The sequence below is a fragment of the Nocardia neocaledoniensis genome (assembly GCF_029868625.1).
Lineage (GTDB): Bacteria > Actinomycetota > Actinomycetes > Mycobacteriales > Mycobacteriaceae > Nocardia > Nocardia neocaledoniensis_A.
Genome location: NZ_JARWOJ010000223.1, coordinates 1 through 13735 on the forward strand (window position 1 = coordinate 1; position 13735 = coordinate 13735).

Genomic DNA, 13735 nt, shown 5'->3' on the forward strand with positions numbered 1-13735 from the left:
TTTTTGGGCTTTTATTGGACGCCCCCCAATTACTCCCCGGGGCTATCGGGGGTCCCCCGCCGGGGCCGCCCCCGGGGGCGGGCCGTACGCGGTGACCCGCGGCCGCACCATGGGTGCGGCGCACGACCTGGACATGCTCACGGTGGTGGTGGCCGTGCACCCCGCCCCCACCCTGCGCCGACCGGAACCCGAGTACGCGACGATCGCACGGCTGTGCAAGCGTCCGCAGTCGGTGGCCGAGGTCTCGGCCGTGCTGAAACTTCCTCTGGCGGTGACCAAGATCCTCGTCGGTGATCTCATCGGCGAGGGCCACCTCATCTTCCGGGCTCCGGTGGCGGCCGAGGCCGGCGCGGGAGACCTCAACGTATTGCGAGCGGTTCTGGATGGCATCCGAAAACTTTGACCCCACAGCATCGGGCGGGCAGCACCTGGCCGCCTCGGTGAAGATCCTCATCGCCGGCGGCTTCGGCGTCGGCAAGACCACGATGGTCTCCTCGATCAGCGAGATCGCGCCCCTGCGCACCGAGGAGCTGATCACCGAGGTCAGTACCGGCGTCGACGATCTGTCGGGGGTGGAGCAGAAGTCGACGACCACGGTGGCGCTGGACTTCGGCCGCATCACCATCGATCGCGACCTGGTGCTCTACCTGTTCGGCACGCCCGGCCAGGACCGATTCTGGTTCCTCTGGGACGAGCTGTGCCGTGGTGCGCTCGGCGCGATCGTGCTCGCCGACACCCGGCGGCTGAGCAACTCCTTCGCCGCCGTCGACTTCTTCGAGCGGCGCGGCTTGCCGTTCCTGATCGCGGTGAACTGCTTCGAGGGCGCCCCGCGCTACACCGTCGACGAGGTACGTGACGCACTCGATCTCGATCCCAACACGCCGGTGATGCTGTGCGACGCGCGCGATCGTCCGTCGGCCAAGGCGGTGCTGACGCACCTGGTCGAGTACCTGATCGAGCGCGCGACCCGGACCCCGGTGACCACCTAGGGCAGCACTTGTTCCGCACGGCAACGGTGCACCACCAGAACGAGAAACACCCCGCGATCACCATCGCGGGGTGTTTTTCCGTGCGGGGCTGCCGAACTCAGGCTTCGCCTTCGGCGATCGCGGCGAGCCGGTCCACCGAGGCCAGCAGCTTGTCGGAGGTCGTGGCCCTGGCCCGCACCTCGCGCTTCTCGTCGTGCAGTCGCGTCCAATCATAGGTGTGGGTCACCCGCGAGGTGCGCTCGTCGATCGGCTCGACCTCCCAGCGCCACAGGTGACCGGGCGGGGTCAGGCCGGGCTCGGACGGATTCCACGCGATGCGCCGACCCTCCTCGAACTCGACGATGTGGTTGTCGCGGTCGGCGCCGTTGGTGAGGGTCGTGGTGAACACGTCACCCACGGCGCGCACCCGCTGACCCGGCTTCGCCTGCGCGAGATTGTCGTTGCCGTCCCAGCGCGGCTGCTGGGTGGGATCGGCGATCAGCTCGAAGATCGTGGCGGCGCTCGCCGCGACGTCGCGGGTGGCGTGGACGATGCGGGGCACGTCGGAGGTTTCGGTCACGGGCCGATCGAACCAGCGGCGCGCCGCCCCGGCAAGCCTTCCACTCGAGCGCGCGACGAATTCGCCGAGCGGCCGGCGGCTCGACACCCGCGGCGCGGACGGGCTTCCTCGGCATATGCGCCGAAGTAGTTCGCTCCACTAACGTTGCGGGGTGCTTGGACATTCACATGCGACGAGTGGGGCGCTGGCCTGGGCGGGAACCGCCGCGGCGCTCCCCCTCACGGTCGCCGCGTTTCCCCTGTTCGACAGCGACACAACCCGATTCGGGATCGCCGAATTGATCATGGGGACGCTGCTCACCGCGGGCGCGGCGCTGCTGCCGGACGCGGACCATCCGAGCGGGACCATCTCGCATGTGCTCGGCCCGCTGTCACATCACCTGTGCCGGTTGATCTCCTGGGCCTCGGGTGGGCACCGGCACGGCACCCACTCGCTGCTGTTCGTGATCGTCGCGATCGCCGCCACCTGGGCGGGCGAGCACTATCTGGGCAGGCCGTTCACCCTGGCCCTCGTCTTCTTCCTGCTGGCGCTGGCGGTGCGCTCGCTGCACCTGTGCCCACCGGGCAAGAGCGTGCGCACGTACGGGACGGTCATCGTGCTGGCGACGGCGGGAACCTTCGCGGTGGACCACTGGATCGTGGATCGTCCCGCGTGGCTGCCGATCTGCGTGGGTCTCGGCTGTCTGGCGCATCTGCTCGGCGACTGTCTCACCGAGCGCGGGGTCCGGTTGCTGTGGCCGTTCCCGCTGCGCACGCGGGTGCCGCTGATCGAGCGGACTGGCAATCGGGTCGAAACCTGGGTCATCTCGCCGCTTTTCGTGCTCGGCACGCTCGGCGCGCTGTGGTACGCGATCGTCCATCAACCCTGATCCCCCGCGGCCGAGGGCGGCGGGCTCCCCCGCCGTCCCTGCCTTCTTTTCTCGTTGTCAGCTTGCGATGACACATAGTTCAATGCGCATATCGCAGTAGTAACATGTGTTCGGTTGTGACGGCGCAACGTCGACATCGGCCTTCCTCGTGAATCCGCACCCACTGCGCGCATTTTTCAGTGCACAGTTGTACTCTCAAATCCGTGACCGAGCAGATCCCCCAGTCCCAGGCCGAAGTACAGGCACTCACGCGGCTGGCCGGCGACGAGTTCATCGGCGCCGTCGACGGGATCGCGGCGATCCACCGCGCCATCTCCGACCGGGTCTTCGCGGCCGTGCGGATCGGGGTCGGCCCCGCCGCGGCGCCGGTGAAGGCCGTGCACGACGCCATCACCGCCGGGGTGTACGCGGCGGTCGGCGGGACCGGATTCGTGGTGAGCGAGGTCGCGGGGGCCGTGCAGCTCCCCCAGCTGCCCGCGCCCTCGCGCACCGTGTGGGGCGCGGGCGCGCTCGCCGCCCTGCAGGGACTGATCGGCGACGAGCTCGAGGACGAGGCCCCGATCCTGGCCTCCCCCATGACCTTCCGCGTAGACGGCGCCCCCGTCCCACCCGAGCAGCTGGCCGCGCACTTCGCGGTGCCGACCTCCCGGCTCGTCGTCCACGTGCACGGCCTGGTGGAGACCGAGCACGCCTGGCGGCTCGGCGGCCGCCCCGCCTACGGCGAGCGCCTCGATCTCGACCTCGGCTACACCCCGATCTTCGTGCGCTACAACACCGGGCTGCACATCTCCGAGAACGCGGCGCTGCTCAGCGCGCAGCTGGCCCGCCTGGTGGCGGCCTGGCCGCTGCCGGTCCATCAGATCTGCCTGCTCGGACATTCGATGGGCGGGCTGGTCGCGCGCAGCGCCTGTCATCAGGCCGACGTGGCCGGAGAGGCGTGGGTGCGCGCGGTCCGCCAGGTCGTCTGCCTCGGTTCGCCGCACCTGGGCGCTCCGCTGGAACAGGCCGCGCACTACGCCGCGGCGGCGCTGCACCGGCTGCCGGAGACCCGGCCGCTGGCCACCCTGCTGCGCAGGCGCAGCGCGGGCATCCGCGACCTGCGGCAGGGGTCACTGGTCGACGAGGACTGGCGCGATCTCGATGTCGACACCCTGCGCGCGCGAGCGGTGCGCGAGGTGCCGCTGCTGGCCGACACCGAGCACTACTTCGTCACCGCCACGGTCACCCGCAGTGCCCGGCACCCCCTCGGACGGATCATCGGCGACGGGCTGGTGCTCACCGGCAGCGGATCGGGCCGGGGGCGGACCAGGCGGATCGGCATGGGCGGCGTCGACGGCCTGCACATCCCCGCCGCACACCACTTCAGCCTGCTCAATCACGAGGCGGTCTATCGCGCCCTGCACGGCTGGCTGACGAGCACGCCCCGCAGGGCGGTCGGGGTGGATACGCTGTCGCCATGACTCTCGACCACGGCGATCCCGGCGACGCACCCGCCATCCCGCTGCCGCTGACCCCCTTGGCCAACGAGGCGCGCCCGTCGGCGGCCGAGGAGGCCAGAACGATTGCGGCGGCGACCAATACGGGCACCCTGGCCAGCCTCACGGCCGACGGCGCGCCGTGGGCCTCCTTCATCACCTACGGCCTGCTCGACGGCGCGCCGGTGCTGAGCGTCTCGCGGCTGGCCGAGCACGGCCGCAATCTGGCCGCCGATCCGCGCGCCAGCATCGCGATCGTGACGCCCGACATTCCCGCCGATCCGCTGGCGGGCACCCGCATCACGCTGGCCGGCGTAGTGGAACAGCCGGTCGGCGCCGAGGCCGAGGCGGCGCGGGCCGCGCACCTGGCCGCCGTCCCGGCCGCGAAGTACTACATCGACTACAGCGACTTCACGCTGTGGGTGCTGCGGATCCAGCGGGTGCGGTGGGTCGGCGGATACGGGCGGATGGACTCGGCCTCCGCCGAGCAGTACCTGGCCGCCGATCCCGATCCGATCGTGCCGCAGGCCGGGCCGGGCATCGCGCACCTCAACGCCGATCACGCCGACGCGCTGCTGGCCATGGCCCAGCACCTCGGCGGTTTCCCCGACGCCACCGCCGCCGCCTGCGAGCGGGCCGATCGCTACGGCCTCGAACTCCGGGTGGAGACCCCGCGCGGGGTGGCGCGCACGCGGGTCGGCTACGCGCAGCCGCTCACCGAGGTCGGTGAATTGCGCTCGGCGACGGTCGAACTCGCCCGCCGGGCGCGCGCGGCGGGCTGATCCGGCGCGCGGCAGGCGACTCGGCGATCGTGACCTTCCGCTTCCTCAGTGCCAGAGGGCGGCCACGGCGACGTTGACGATCGCGAGTCCGCCCGCCGCGTCGGTCATCCAGTCCAGCTGCTTGCCGCGTTTGGCGTCGGCCCTGCCCATCTCGGCCAGCGCGGTGACCGCCACCGAGATCGCCAGCTTCACGGCCAGCTTGGTCGTATCGGGCTCCTTGTCGAGCGAATCGACGCCCGAGGCAAGGCCGGCGAGGATCACGCCGGTGATCAGCTGGGCCCGCGCGCCCCACACCATCAACTCGGAGACGGCGGGGCGGGACGCGACGAAGCCACCGACCAGGGCGGCCATGCCGAGCAGGTGGGTGACAACCACCAGGTCATAAACGAATTCCATGAACGCCGAGCGTAGTTCACGCGAAAACGGCCGGTGTCCGAAGACACCGGCCGATTCCCGACGAACAATTCCGTGCGATCAGACGCCCGGCTGATCGAGCAGATGTGAATCCTTGCGCACGCCGAAGGCGGTGATGATTTCCATGATGCCGATGACGATCAGCCAGATACCGGCCACCAGCACCAGGGTGGCGATCGAACTGATCGGCCACACGATCAGGACCACGCCCGCGATCGCGCTGATGGCGCCGTAGAAGATCTGCCAGCCGCGGCCGGGGACGCCGGACTCGGCGAGCGCGGCGAACAGCACGGCCACCCCGCGGAAGAGCCAGCTGATGCCGATGAACAAGCCGAGCAACACGATCGAGGTGAAGTCGTCGCGGAAGCAGAAGACACCGATGATCAGCGACAGCACACCGCTGATGAAGGACAGCACCCGGAAGCTGGTGCTCGGCAGGTGGGTGAACGCGGTGACCAGTTGGAAAATGCCGCTGACCACCATGTAGACGCCGAACAGAATGCCCGCCACCAGCAGCGACGGACCGGGCCACACCAGCATGATGATGCCGAGGATCACCGCGAGGAGACCGGTGACGAGAATCGTTTGCCAGGTTTTCTTGGCAAGAGCCGCGATGGGGCTCTCCAACACGGTATTTGTCGTCATGACGAGATGTTATGCCGATCCACTCTCGTTTTCCGGAGATTAGCTGGCGCTGTTGCCGTGTCGCGACCACCGCCGCCGCCGCGGACAGGCCGGCACGGGCCCGCTCGTGACCACCGCCACGTCGTTGCCCGCGCGAACGTTTGACGCCCCTGGGTCTCGGGTAGCTCATGGAAGTGTCGGTTGTACTCGTGCTGCAAGCTCGGGGCCTCGGTGATCTGCTCGCCGCGGTCCCGGCTCTGCGTGCCCTGCGTCGGGCCGAACCGCGCAGCAAGATCGTGCTGGCGGCGCCGCATCGATTGGAACAGATCGTCGACCTGATCTCCTCGGTCGACGAACTGGTTCCCACTGCCGATCCGGCGGCCCTGATCTGGGACGGACCGGCGCCCGAACTGGCGGTGAACCTGCACGGCGCGGACAGTGCGAGCGCGCGGGCGCTCGCCGACACGGGCGCCGACCGGATCATCGGCCATCGCTGCGCCGCGCTGCCCAAGCTCGCCGGGCCCCGGTGGGACCCGGAGGCGCACGCGGTGGACCGCTGGTGCCGGCTGCTCGAGTCGGAAGGGATCGTGGCCGATCGCCGCAATCTCGGACTGGTGCCCCCGGTGGCCTCGCTGAGCCGGCGCGACTGCGTGGTCGTGCACATCGGCGCGGGCGCGCCCGCGCGCCGGTGGCCGCCGGAGCGTTTCGCCGCGGTGGTGCGCCACCTCCTCGTCCTCGGCCGCGACGTGGTGCTCACCGGTGACCCGTTCGAGCGCGAGATCGCGATGCAGGTGGCCGCCCAGGCCGGACTGCCCGACGGCCGGGTGCTGGCGGGCAGGCAGAACCTCACCGATCTGGCCGCCACGGTCGCCGAGGCGGCCCTGGTGATCAGCGGCGACACCGGCGTCGCGCACCTGGCCACGGCGTTCGGCACCCGCACCGTCCTGCTCTTCGGGCCGACGCCGCCGCGTCGCGGCGGTCCCCCCGCCCACCTGCTCGGCAGGCACGCGGTGCTGTGGGCCGGACAGGTCGGCGACCCCGACGGCCGAGCGCCCGATCCCGGCCTGCTGCGGATCGGGGTCCCCGAGGTCGTGGCCGCGGTCGACGCGCAGCTGGACAAGCAGGACTGGGCCGAGTCGACCCGCTCGCGCTACCGCCGGGTGGGCTGAGCCGGGCCGGGACCGGCCGCGTCGCGCAATCGCGCGGCATGCGCGGCCAGCGCGCTGGGCCGGAACTGGTCGAGATAGTCGCGCGCATCGGCGAGGCCACGGGGGTCCAGGGAGTACAGGTGGCGGTTGCCGTCGCGGCGCATGCTCACCAGATGCGCCTCCCGCAGCACCCGCAGGTGCTGCGACGCGGCGGAACTGGTGATCCCCGTGGCGGCGGCGAGCTCGGCCACCGAGCGCGGCCCCTGCGGCAGCGCTTCGAAGATCGCGCGCCGGGTGGGGTCGGACAGGGCCGTGATGGCCCGGACTCCGTTAGTGTCCACTGAATCAGTGTCCTCGGGAAGCAGCGATTCGGCAATGATCTTGCGACCTGCGCAGACGCCCCGGTCGCTCCCGGGAATTTCCGCTTTCGTTATGTCGCTGTTATAGATCAACTGGCGTTATAGCGGTCCGTGATCACAGCCACATCGTTCGGTGTCGAGGTTACGACTTCGCTACGTTCGAGACATGTTCGTGACCAACCCGTTATCTGCTCGAGTCTCCGACGCCCTCGCCGGTCGTTGGGGAGGCGTTGTCGCGGGTGCGGTGGCTCTGTCCGCACTCGTGGGTACCTCCGCCGCCACCTTCGGTGAGCCCGAGACCCCGACCTCCGGCACCACGATCGCCGCGAGCTCGGCCGACGCCATCACCGCGGGTCAGTCGCCGTACAGCCTCGCCGCCCACACCCCGGCCGAGGCGCAGGGTCCGCAGGGCACCGCGCCCGCTCCCCTGGAGGAGCACCGCGAGGCCGCGGCCTTCGCACTGCCGCCACTGCCCGCGATCGCACCGCCTCCGCCGCCGCCGCGCCCGCACACCGTCCGGCCGGTCAACGGCAGGCTGACCTCCTACTTCGGCCCCCGCTGGGGCGCCGCGCACAACGGCATCGACTTCGGCGATCCGATCGGCGCGCCGGTCTTCGCCGTCACCGACGGTACCGTGATCGAGACCGGCCCGGCCTCCGGGTTCGGCCTGTGGGTCCGCATCCAGCAGGACGACGGCACCATCGGCGTGTACGGCCACGTCAACGAGATCCTGGTCGAGACCGGTCAGCACGTCAACGCCGGTGACGTCATCGCCACCGTCGGCAACCGTGGCCAGTCGACCGGCCCCCACCTGCACTACGAGGTGCACGTGCCGGACGGCTCCCTCTACGGCGCCCCGATCGATCCGCACCCGTGGCTGGCCGCCCGCGGCATCGACGTCGGCGTTCCGCAGGACTGAGCCTCACGACATCCTGATCCGCGCCGCCCGCGCGATCAGGAAATCCCGAAGCCGCGCGACCGCGAGCGTCGGCCGATGGCCTCCCGAGACCAGCCCGATCTCGCGGTCGCGTTCGCCATCGATGGGCACCACCGCGAGGTCGGGATGCGGCTGCTCGGCCGCGGGCAGCAGCGCGACTCCGAGCCCGAGCGCGACCAGTTCGCGCAGCGTCTCGAATTCGGTGATCTCGAAGGCCACGCGCGGCGTGAAACCCGCTGCGGCGCACCAGGAATCGAGCAACTTGCGCAGCTGATAGCTGGGCGGATTCGCGATGAAGGGCTCCCCGGCCAGGTCGGCGAGGTCGATCCCGGCACGCCCGGCCAGCCGGTGGGTGCGCGCGACGTGCAGATCGATGCGCTGCCGACCCAGCGGCACCGTCGGCAGGTCGGCCGGCGGTGGAATCATCACCGCCAGGTCCAGGGTGCCCGCGCGCACCTGGTCGGCCAGTGCCTCGCCGTGCGCTTGCACCAGGTGCAGCCGGATCCGCGGCGCCCCCGTGTGGAATTGCGCCAGTAAGGTCGGGATGCTCACCGGTCCGAGAGTGAGCGGGAAGCCGAAGCGGACGAGACCGCTGTCGGGGTCGGCGTCGGCGCGCACGCGGCGCACGGCGTCGTCGAGCGTGCGCACCAGTCCGCGGGTGTGCTCGTAGAGCTCGCGGCCCTGCGGCGTGAGTGTCACGCCCCGGCCGACGGGCTGGAACAGCGCCACGCCGAGGGTCTGCTCGATCGTCTTGATCCGGCGGCTCAGCGAGGACTGCGGTACCCCGAGTCGCAGCGCCGCGCGGGTGAAGTGTCCTTCCTCGGCCGCCGCGTCGAACGCGGCCAGCAGCGGTGCCAGCGCCTGGGCGCCCCCGTCGCCGTTCTCATCCATTTCCGGATCATATCCTCGGCGATTCCGTATTGGACGGATCACTCCCCGCGGCGTGACGATGGCAGCACACCAGCTCACGAGAGGTTCGACGATGACCCAGACGACACCCCTGCACCCCGCCGGCGGCGACGATGTGCTCGACGCCGTGCTGATCGGCGGCGGCGTCATGTCCGCCACGCTCGGCGCGCTGCTCAGCACGCTCGCGCCGGACTGGTCGATCGCGCTGTTCGAGCGACTCGGCGAACCGGCGGCCGAGAGCAGCCACCCCTGGAACAACGCGGGCACCGGACATTCGGGTCTGTGCGAGCTCAACTACATGCCCGATCCGAGCGACGGGACGCGGGCCGCGGCGATCGCCGCGCAGTTCGAGCTCTCCCGGCGCTGCTGGTCGGCGCTGGCGGCGCGCGGCGCCCTGACCGACCCCGGCACCTTCGTCCATTCCACGCCGCACGTGACCGTGGTGTTCGGCGAGCGCGATATCGCCTACCTGCGGCAGCGGTACGCCACCCTGCGCGAACAGCCGGGCTTCGCGGCGATGGAGTTCACCGAGGATCGCGCGGTGATCGCCGAGTGGGCGCCACTGCTCGTGCGCGGCCGCGCCGACGGGGAGCCGATGGCGGCGACCCGCCACCGCGCGGGCACCGACGTCGACTTCGGCGCGCTCACCAGATCACTACTGGCGACGATGACGGCCGCGGGCAACGCGGTCCGGCTGCACCGCGAGATCACCGGCCTCACCCGCGGCAGGGACGGCCTGTGGACCGTGCGTGGACGAGACCTCGACAGCGGCAGGCGTTTTCATGTGCGCGCCCGGTTCGTCTTCGTGGGCGCGGGTGGCTACGCGCTGCGCCTGCTGCAGCGGGCGGGGCTGCCGGAGGTCCGCGGGTACGGCGTGTTCCCGCTCGGCGCGCAGTTCCTGCGTACCGACAATCCCGAGGTCGTCGCCGAGCACCACGCCAAGGTCTACAGTCAGGCCGCCCTCGGGGCCCCGCCGATGTCGGTGCCGCACCTGGACCGGCGCGAGGTCGACGGCGCCGCGTCGCTGCTGTTCGGCCCGTACGCCACCTTCAGCACCCGACTGCTGCGCCACGGCAAGCTCACCGATCTGTTCACCACGCTGCGGCCGCACAATATCGTGCCGCTGGTGTCGGTCGGCCTGCGCAATCTCGATCTGGTGCGGTACCTGATCACCGAGCTGCTGGCGTCGCGGCGCCGCAAGTTCACCCAGCTGCGCCGCTTCTACCCGACCGCCGACCCGGCGGACTGGGAGCTGGTGCAGGCCGGGCAGCGGGCGCAGCTGGTGAAGCCCGACGGCAGGTACGGTGGGGTGCTCGAATTCGGGACCGAGCTGGTGACCGGCGCCGACGGGACCGTGGCCGGGCTGCTCGGCGCCTCGCCGGGCGCGTCGATCGCGCCGTCGATCATGCGTGAGCTGCTCGACCGGTGCTTCCCGGCCCGCCGGTACGAATGGGCGCCCCTGCTGGCCGAGCTGCTGCCCGAGGCGGACGTTGACACTCGTTTGACCGCTTTGTAATTTACCAATTGGTAAGTTCCCGTCGTACCGCTACCCCAGGAGTCCTCGTGCTCGAACGTCTCGCCCGGTCCCTGCTGCTCAATCCCCCGGCCGTTCCCCGGACGGTGGCGCGGCTCGTGCTGGGCGAGCGACACGAGATCGCGGGCAAGACCGTGCTGCTGACGGGGGCGTCCTCCGGTGTCGGACGCGCGGCGGCACACGCCCTCGGCCGCGACGGCGCCCGCCTGATCCTGGTCGCCCGCACCGCCGAGCCACTGCTCGAGGTCCGCGACGCGGTCCGAGCGAACGGCGGACAGGCCGAGGCGATCACCTGCGACCTGTCCGACGCCGACGACACCGACGCACTGGTCAAAACGGTGCTCGACGAGTACGGCACGATCGACGTGCTGGTGAACAACGCCGGCCGATCCATCCGGCGCCGCGCGGCCGAGGCCACCGACCGCTTCCACGACTACGAACGCACCATGGCGCTGAACTACTTCGGCGCCGCGCGACTCACCATGGGACTGCTGCCCGCGATGCTCGCGGCGGGCCGAGGCCACATCGTCAACGTCGCCACCTGGGGCGTCGCGGCGGGCAGCATGCCGAAGTTCACCGCCTACCACGCGTCCAAGGCCGCGCTCGGCGCGTTCGGGCGCAGCTTGGGCGCCGAGACCCGGTCGCGGGGCGTACACGTCACCACGCTGGGCTTCCCGCTGGTGCGCACCGAGATGATCGCGCCCACCGGCGCCTACGACGACGCGGCCGCGCTGACCGCCGAGCAGGCCGCCGACTGGATCCGCACCGCCATCCGCACCAGGCCGATCGAGCTGTACCCGCGCTACACCCGGATCCTGCAGGCCGTCGCGACCGTGTCGCCACGCGCGGTCGACGCCGTCATCTGGCGCCTCGGCATCTGACGGAGGCGAACTCCGGTAGGGCGGGCCCCTACCGGAGTAGGGGCGCGGAACCACTCCGCGGCGGGAGGTCTTGCGGCACACCGGATTTCTACCGTCGATCCCATGGCGACGATCGATCTCTCCCGCACGCTGTCCCGAGCCCGGTTCCGCGCCGCACCGGCGCACCCCGGCACGGCGTCCGCACCGTGGCACTGGCCGCTGCTGCTGAACTCCGCCCTCATGGGCGCGCTGGTCCTGGTGTCGATGATCGGCATGGTCGTCGACGACCGCCTGCTGCTCGGCGAATCGGTGTGGCTCAAACCGGCGAAATTCGGTCTCGCCTTCGCCCTCTACGGCCTCACGCTGGCCTGGATCCTGCGGCTGCCGCACCGGGGCCGGCGCGCCACCTGGTGGCTGGGCACCGTCTTCGCGGTCACGGGGGTGCTCGATGTCGGCTTCATCGCGCTGCAGGCCGCGCGCGGGACATTCAGCCATTTCAACACCGCCGACGATCCGATCAACCAGATCGGACAGCAGGTGTTCGCCTCCGGCGTGCCCGGCCTGTTCGTGGCCGATCTCGTGCTGGCGGTGATCATCTCGTGGCAGAAGCTGGCCGACCGGCCGACCACGATCGCGTTGAAGGCCGGGCTGTGGCTGGCGGTGACCGGCATGGCGCTCGGCTACCTCATGGGCTTCACCGGGCCCCAACTGGTCCGCCAGTCCGACGGCACCGTGGTCGGGCTGATGGCCGGACACACCGTGCACGCCGGCGGCGCCACCGGCGACGCGGCGCGCGACGGGCTCGGTGCCATGCCGATCACCCATTGGAGCACCACCGGCGGTGACCTGCGCATCCCCCATTTCGTCGGACTGCACGGCATCCAGGTGCTCCTGCTGCTGGCCGTCGGCCTGGTCGCCCTGGCACCCCGGTATCGGTGGCTGCGCACCGAAAAGGTGCGGGCGGCGCTGCTCGGTGTGGCGGTCCTCGGGTACTTCGGGCTGCTCACGCTCGTACTGTGGCAGGCGCTGCGCGGTCAGCCGCTGACCGCTCCCGACCTCGCGACCACCGGGGCCGCGGCCGCGCTCGCCTTGCTGGTGGCAGGCGGGGTGACGACGGTATACCTGCGCGCCCGCGAGCTCGACCGGGCCGCGGACCCGGCCTGACCCGGTGGACGACGCGGCGTCAGCGCAACCGCTCGGCTTCCCGCGCCAGCTGCACGAGGGTCGCGCTCAGCTTCGCCAGTTCGTCGTGTTCGGCGCCCTCGTCGACCGCGGTCGCCACGTCCTCGGCGGCGCAGCGGGCGGCGAACCACCGGTCGGCCAGGTCGGCGGCTTCCTGGGCGGACAGCACCACGGCGTCCTCCGGAATCCCCGTCCCCTTGAGGCTGGTGCGATGCTCGTAGGCGCGCTGGCGGCACGACTGACGGCAATAGCGGCGGCGGCGACCCGACTCGGAATCCACGATCTCCCGCCCGCACCACAGGCAGGACAGCAGGCGACTGCGCGACATGCTGCGAAACCCTAGCCGTCCGGCGGCCGGAATACCGGCTCAGGTCTCGCTCAGCGGGCACGGCTCATGGCGCGCTCGGCGTATCCGGCGGTTCCACTACAATGGAACAGTTCAGACGTCCCGCGCGTTAACGGTAGGACCACGACCAGTTCGCGCGCCGATAACCGCCACGGCCGCGGACCCGCGGCGTCAGCCGCCGAAGACAGGGAGCACACATGGCAGATCGCGTACTCCGAGGCAGTCGGCTCGGAGCGGTGAGCTACGAGACCGATCGCGACCACGACCTGGCCCCGCGCCGGATCGCCCGCTACCGCACCGACAACGGTGAGGAGTTCGACGTCCCGTTCGCCGACGACGCGGAGATCCCGCCCACCTGGCTGTGCCGCAACGGCCAGGAGGGGCAGCTCATGGAGGGCACCACGGTGGAGACCAAGAAGGTCAAGCCGCCGCGTACCCACTGGGACATGCTGCTCGAGCGGCGCAGCAAGGAGGAGCTCGAGGAGCTGCTCAAGGAGCGCCTCGAACTGCTCAAGACCCGCCGCCGCGGGTAGCGGGAACCAACCCGTACGACGAAGGCCCCCCCCCCCGTAGGGGGGGGGGGCCTGGGGGGTGCGCGCCCCGGGTTGGGGGGGCCCGAGGGGGGGGGGCGCCCGGCGGTGGGGCAAGGACGGGGCTGACCTACCAGTCGGCCTCGGTGTAGCGGATGATGCCGCGAATGTTCTTGCCGTCCAGCATGTCCTGGTAGCCCTGGTTGATCTCCTCCAGCG

17 protein-coding genes are annotated in these 13735 nt (G+C 70.9%); 11 read left to right on the forward strand and 6 right to left on the reverse strand.

Annotated elements, in window-relative coordinates; all coding sequences use genetic code 11:
* Positions 1 to 28: 28 nt before the first annotated feature.
* Together QH270_RS16745 and QH270_RS16750 are read left to right on the forward strand one after the other, a co-directional pair.
* Positions 29 to 403 carry a DUF742 domain-containing protein gene (locus QH270_RS16745; RefSeq protein ID WP_280343146.1) on the forward strand — a complete coding sequence of 125 codons (375 nt, stop codon included), beginning with the start codon at positions 29 to 31 and terminating at the stop codon, positions 401 to 403.
* Entirely contained in the window at positions 384 to 989 is a 606-nt protein-coding gene (locus tag QH270_RS16750) for a GTP-binding protein (protein WP_110040624.1), read from the forward strand. The genes QH270_RS16745 and QH270_RS16750 overlap by 20 nt, the downstream gene beginning before the upstream one ends.
* A gap of 97 nt (positions 990 to 1086) precedes the next feature.
* Here the strand turns inward: QH270_RS16750 and QH270_RS16755 are convergent, their stop codons facing one another.
* On the reverse strand, positions 1087 to 1548 hold the full coding sequence (locus tag QH270_RS16755) for an SRPBCC family protein (RefSeq protein WP_280343107.1): 462 nt from the start codon (positions 1546 to 1548) through the stop codon (positions 1087 to 1089).
* A 151-nt stretch (positions 1549 to 1699) separates the two neighbouring features.
* Between QH270_RS16755 and QH270_RS16760 the strand changes: the two genes are divergently transcribed.
* The 3 genes from QH270_RS16760 to QH270_RS16770 all read left to right on the forward strand — a co-directional run bounded on the left by QH270_RS16760 (position 1700) and on the right by QH270_RS16770 (position 4673).
* Positions 1700 to 2416 (forward strand): metal-dependent hydrolase, encoded by a 717-nt coding sequence (locus tag QH270_RS16760; protein ID WP_280343110.1) that lies wholly within the window; start codon positions 1700 to 1702, stop codon positions 2414 to 2416.
* A gap of 203 nt (positions 2417 to 2619) precedes the next feature.
* Positions 2620 to 3876, forward strand: coding sequence for a lipase family alpha/beta hydrolase (locus QH270_RS16765; protein ID WP_280343112.1), 1257 nt, complete (start codon positions 2620 to 2622; stop codon positions 3874 to 3876).
* Complete coding sequence (locus tag QH270_RS16770; RefSeq protein WP_280343115.1) at positions 3873 to 4673, forward strand: HugZ family protein; 801 nt, start codon at positions 3873 to 3875, stop codon at positions 4671 to 4673. Before QH270_RS16765 ends, QH270_RS16770 begins: the two co-directional genes overlap by 4 nt.
* 45 nt (positions 4674 to 4718) lie before the next feature.
* On the opposite strand, the gene QH270_RS16775 is transcribed toward QH270_RS16770, so the two are convergent.
* Positions 4719 to 5069 (reverse strand): hypothetical protein, encoded by a 351-nt coding sequence (locus QH270_RS16775; protein ID WP_280343118.1) that lies wholly within the window; start codon positions 5067 to 5069, stop codon positions 4719 to 4721.
* A 78-nt stretch (positions 5070 to 5147) separates the two neighbouring features.
* Positions 5148 to 5732 carry an HdeD family acid-resistance protein gene (locus QH270_RS16780; protein ID WP_280343121.1) on the reverse strand — a complete coding sequence of 195 codons (585 nt, stop codon included), beginning with the start codon at positions 5730 to 5732 and terminating at the stop codon, positions 5148 to 5150.
* 173 nt (positions 5733 to 5905) lie between these two features.
* Here QH270_RS16780 and QH270_RS16785 point away from each other — a divergent pair, with 173 nt between their 5' ends.
* A complete protein-coding gene (locus tag QH270_RS16785; protein WP_280343125.1) occupies positions 5906 to 6880 on the forward strand; it encodes a glycosyltransferase family 9 protein in 975 nt (324 codons plus the stop codon).
* Here the strand turns inward: QH270_RS16785 and QH270_RS16790 are convergent.
* On the reverse strand, positions 6862 to 7200 hold the full coding sequence (locus QH270_RS16790; RefSeq protein WP_280343127.1) for an ArsR/SmtB family transcription factor: 339 nt from the start codon (positions 7198 to 7200) through the stop codon (positions 6862 to 6864). The two genes, QH270_RS16785 and QH270_RS16790, sit on opposite strands and share 19 nt — an antisense overlap.
* A gap of 184 nt (positions 7201 to 7384) precedes the next feature.
* Here QH270_RS16790 and QH270_RS16795 point away from each other — a divergent pair, with 184 nt between their 5' ends.
* On the forward strand, positions 7385 to 8137 hold the full coding sequence (locus QH270_RS16795; protein ID WP_280343130.1) for a M23 family metallopeptidase: 753 nt from the start codon (positions 7385 to 7387) through the stop codon (positions 8135 to 8137).
* Between the two features lie 3 nt (positions 8138 to 8140).
* Here the strand turns inward: QH270_RS16795 and QH270_RS16800 are convergent, their stop codons facing one another.
* Positions 8141 to 9046 (reverse strand): LysR family transcriptional regulator, encoded by a 906-nt coding sequence (locus QH270_RS16800; RefSeq protein ID WP_280343134.1) that lies wholly within the window; start codon positions 9044 to 9046, stop codon positions 8141 to 8143.
* A gap of 91 nt (positions 9047 to 9137) precedes the next feature.
* Here QH270_RS16800 and mqo point away from each other — a divergent pair, with 91 nt between their 5' ends.
* The 3 genes from mqo to QH270_RS16815 all read left to right on the forward strand — a co-directional run bounded on the left by mqo (position 9138) and on the right by QH270_RS16815 (position 12622).
* Positions 9138 to 10580 (forward strand): malate dehydrogenase (quinone), encoded by a 1443-nt coding sequence (mqo, locus tag QH270_RS16805; RefSeq protein WP_280343136.1) that lies wholly within the window; start codon positions 9138 to 9140, stop codon positions 10578 to 10580.
* 47 nt (positions 10581 to 10627) lie between these two features.
* Positions 10628 to 11479, forward strand: a complete 852-nt coding sequence (locus QH270_RS16810; RefSeq protein WP_280343138.1) for an SDR family oxidoreductase — start codon at positions 10628 to 10630, stop codon at positions 11477 to 11479.
* Between the two features lie 102 nt (positions 11480 to 11581).
* Positions 11582 to 12622 (forward strand): hypothetical protein, encoded by a 1041-nt coding sequence (locus tag QH270_RS16815; RefSeq protein WP_280343140.1) that lies wholly within the window; start codon positions 11582 to 11584, stop codon positions 12620 to 12622.
* 19 nt (positions 12623 to 12641) lie between these two features.
* On the opposite strand, the gene QH270_RS16820 is transcribed toward QH270_RS16815, so the two are convergent.
* Entirely contained in the window at positions 12642 to 12968 is a 327-nt protein-coding gene (locus QH270_RS16820; RefSeq protein WP_280343143.1) for a hypothetical protein, read from the reverse strand.
* 215 nt (positions 12969 to 13183) lie between these two features.
* Here QH270_RS16820 and QH270_RS16825 point away from each other — a divergent pair, with 215 nt between their 5' ends.
* Positions 13184 to 13519 carry an RNA polymerase-binding protein RbpA gene (locus QH270_RS16825; RefSeq protein WP_110040609.1) on the forward strand — a complete coding sequence of 112 codons (336 nt, stop codon included), beginning with the start codon at positions 13184 to 13186 and terminating at the stop codon, positions 13517 to 13519.
* Positions 13520 to 13735 lie beyond the last annotated feature (216 nt).